Genomic DNA, 3404 nt, shown 5'->3' on the forward strand with positions numbered 1-3404 from the left:
GATCGGCCAGCGCGTGGCTCACGGACACGAAGGGCGACGGACCCGCGCTGCTGTCCCACATGTGTTGCGCGACCCGACTGATGGCATACTCCGGACCATTCTGCATGCGCTGAACCTGGCGGTTGAATTCCTCGGGGTCGGCTCGGAACAGGGCCGGTTGCTGCGCTTCATGATCGACTACCCGCCCAGCCCGTTATCACCAGGGCACCAATTCTGTCGGTGCGTGCTGACTCAGCCTCCAAGAGCCGTGGTGGCGAATCTTTCGCGAGCAGCCCTCGCTGGCCAGACGGTGATGGTGGCTGGGGCTGGTGTTGGCGATGCGGTGTTTCAGCGTGTGCTGGAGCGGCTCCGGCGGTGAGCGGCGGGGCAGTGGCGTGGCCGGCATGACGCCTGACGAAGAGCCGGAGCCCTGGATCCTCCGGCTGCCCGACGCGGTGTTCTTCCTCCAGGAGGTCCTCGCCCGACACGAGGGCGATTTCCCCCGAGGTGCGGACACCGTCTGTTATGCGGCGAGCAGTACTGTACTCGAGGTCTGCTGCTCGTAGGTGATCGGACTGATCTGTCCCAGGTTCGAGTGCCTGCGTCGGGTGTTGTATCGCGTGATCCAACGGAACACGACCAGGCGGGCGGCGCGGGCGGAGGCGAAGCTGGGCGCGCCTTGCAGCGTCTCTCGTTTGAGGCTGCCGTTCCATGCCTCGGCGACGGCGTTGTCGGCGCTGGAGCCGACCGCGCCCCGGGACTGGAGCATCCCGAGCTCGGTGCACACCGCCGTGAACTCCTTGGAGGTGTATTTGCTCAGGTTCAACCGGTGGTCGCAACACCCGAGGTCACGGAGGGTGTATGCACCGCGGACGCAGCGCTCAGTGGAGCGATTGTTCTGGGACAAGATCGCCGAGGGCCTGCTGCCGACGGAAGCTGGTGTTGCAGTGGGGGTATCGCCGGTCAAGGGCAGTCGATGGTTCCGCGATGCTGGCGGGATGTCACCGTATTCCTGGAGCCGGCCCGGCGGCCGCTACCTGTCGTTCGCCGAGCGGGAGGAGATCGCGCTGCTCAGGGTGCAGGGCAAGGGAATTCGGCAGATCGCGCTGGCGCTGGGCCGCAGTCCGTCGACGGTCTCACGGGAGTTGCGGCGCAACGCCGCCACGCGGGGAGGCAAGCTCGATTACCGCGCCTCGGTTGCCCAGTGGAAGGCTGAACTGTTCGCCAGATGCCCGAAAACAGCGAAACTCGTTGATAACCAACAGCTCCGGGAATACGTTGAGCATCGACTATCGGGGCGAATCGCCGACGCGAACGGCAGGATCGCCGCTGGCCCGGCGATCGGAACATGGACCGGCCGGAACAAGCCGCACCGCGCGGACCGGCAATGGGTGCAGGCGTGGAGCCCTGAGCAGATCTCACGGCGGCTGCGGATCGACTTCCCCGAGGACAAGTCGATGCGGATCAGCCACGAAGCCATCTACCAGGCACTGTATATCGAAGGACGGGGTGCTCTAGACCGGGAACTGATCTTGAATTTGTGGACCGGCCGGTCGCTGCGGATGCCGCGGGCCCGCGCCAAGCGGGTGGCCTGGGCCCACGTCACTCCCGACGTGCTGATCGGCGCACGCTCGGCCGAGGCCGACGATCGCGTGATCCCGGGCCATTGGGAAGGCGACCTCATCATCGGTACCGACCGGTCGGCGATCGGCACCCTCGTCGAGCGGACCACGCGGTTCACGGTTCTTGTCCACCTGCCCCGTGAGCGCGGATGGGGCAAATCGGTGCCGGTGAAGAACGGTCCCGCGCTGAGCGGCCATGGAGCACTGCTCCGTGGTCGGTGGGCATGATCGCTCCTGCCAGGCTGCCCCGGGTTGCCGCAGCGGCGCGCAGTGCGTCGATGACGAGTTCTGTGCGCATGTGGTCGGCGATCGACCAGCCCGCCAACCGGCGCGAGTGCAGGTCGATCACCGACGCCAGATACAAGAAATCACCGTTTCCAGTGGCAGGTAGGTGATGTCGCCGACGTAGCGCTGGTTGGGTGCGGTGGCGGTAAAATCTCGCTTCAGCAGGTCGGGCACCTTCTGCGCCGACGGCTCGGGTACGGTGGTGCGCACCTTCTTACGTAGCCGCAGCCCGGCGATGCCGTGTTTGCGCATCACCCGCGCTACCCGCTTGCGGTTGATCGGCGGTTCGCCGGTCTCGATGGCCTGGTCGTTGAGCTCGGCGGGGACCCGGGGGCTGCCGTAGGTGCGGTCCCACTCGCGGTGGATCGCGCGGATCCGGTCGGCCAGCTCGGTGTTGGCGGCCTCACGAGCGGCCCGCGCCGGCGCTGCGGCAACCCATCGGTAGAACCCCGACCGCGACACCTGCAGGACACGGCATAGTCGCTTCACCCCGAAGGTGTCGCGGTGGTCGGCGACGAACTGGAAGCGACTCACCATTTCGTCTCGCCCGCGAAATACTTAGCGGCCCGCCGCAGGATCTCCCGCTCGACCTCGAGCTCGGCGATCCCGGGCCTCGAGCTGCTTGATTTCGGTCTCTAACACGGATGGCGAGGATACTGCGCGGCCTGTGTCCGGCCGCGGCGGGCGGCCCTGCGCGCCCGCCCCCGCCGGGGCGATGCCAGCGACGCGGGCCTGGCGCACCCACAATCGCAGCGTTTCCGGGTGTACTCCCAGATCGCGGCCCACCGCCGCATAGGTTTTCTTCGGATCCGACAGGTACAACGCGCCCGCGTCGGTCTTGAACTCCGCGGGATAAGGCTTGGTCCCCACTGGTTAACTCCTTGAACTCCAGACCCTACGGTCTAGTGCCTCGTCAAGCAACCTTCGGTAGGTAACCAGGTTGCCGGATCTTGGAGTTGACGGCGAAGTCGCGTTTGGGTCGGGCGTGCTGGTTGTACCAGCGGATGTAGGCGCCGATCGCGGCGTCCTGTTCGTCGTGGCTGCGGTGATCGGTCCCGTTCAAGGCGAAGTAGCGTAGAGCCGCGAATTCGGACTCGATCCAGTTCAACCACGATGAATAGGTCGGTAGGAACACCAGTTCCACGTCGTTGGCCGCAGCCCATATGCGGACCTCGGCTCGTTTGTGCGGGGAGAAGTTGTCGACGATCACGTAGAGCTTCTGTCCACGCCAGCGCGCCCGCAGCGATTTCAACAACGACAGCCAGCCCTGGCGTCCCGGCCGAACCCGGCGATGCCCCGGCCAGCGCCCGAACTCGATGCGCCAGACCCCGACCTCACCCCGAACCCTGCCACCACGACCAGCCCTGCCGAGCATCGATCCCGGGTGGTCGGTAACTGTGGGATCGGAGTCTTCAGGTGAGACTCCCGGCCGTGTCGCCGAGGACCGCTCTGACCTGGGGAATATGGGAGTGTCGGTTGGATATCCCGACACTCCGTCTTCACGAGCTGCCGACAGCG

3 protein-coding genes and 2 pseudogenes are annotated in these 3404 nt (G+C 66.2%); 2 read left to right on the forward strand and 3 right to left on the reverse strand.

From position 1 onward, the window contains the following. On the forward strand, nucleotides 1–358 hold a 358-nt coding region (locus ACWEO7_RS38660; protein ID WP_452430712.1), incomplete at its 5' end, for a hypothetical protein. Nucleotides 359–502: 144 nt separating this feature from the next. On the opposite strand, the gene ACWEO7_RS38665 is transcribed toward ACWEO7_RS38660, so the two are convergent. After that, entirely contained in the window at nucleotides 503–805 is a 303-nt protein-coding gene (locus ACWEO7_RS38665; RefSeq protein ID WP_452430713.1) for a transposase, read from the reverse strand. A gap of 31 nt (nucleotides 806–836) precedes the next feature. Between ACWEO7_RS38665 and ACWEO7_RS38670 the strand changes: the two are divergent. Beyond that, nucleotides 837–1808: pseudogene (locus ACWEO7_RS38670) on the forward strand (IS30 family transposase); the annotation flags it as partial. Here ACWEO7_RS38670 and ACWEO7_RS38675 read toward each other — a convergent pair. Beyond that, nucleotides 1807–2756, reverse strand: a pseudogene (locus ACWEO7_RS38675) (IS3 family transposase); the annotation flags it as partial. The pseudogenes ACWEO7_RS38670 and ACWEO7_RS38675 overlap by 2 nt on opposite strands. Before the next feature lie 43 nt (nucleotides 2757–2799). Further along, nucleotides 2800–3261 (reverse strand): transposase, encoded by a 462-nt coding sequence (locus ACWEO7_RS38680; RefSeq protein ID WP_452430715.1) that lies wholly within the window; start codon nucleotides 3259–3261, stop codon nucleotides 2800–2802. Nucleotides 3262–3404: the final 143 nt, after the last annotated feature.

The sequence above is a fragment of the Nocardia sp. NPDC004260 genome, from assembly GCF_053603155.1.

Coding starts and splice junctions, on each gene's coding strand:
- ACWEO7_RS38680 (WP_452430715.1), bottom strand. CDS start 3,261: ATGCTCGGCAGGGCTGGTCGTGGTGGCAGGGTTCGGGGTGAGGTCGGG.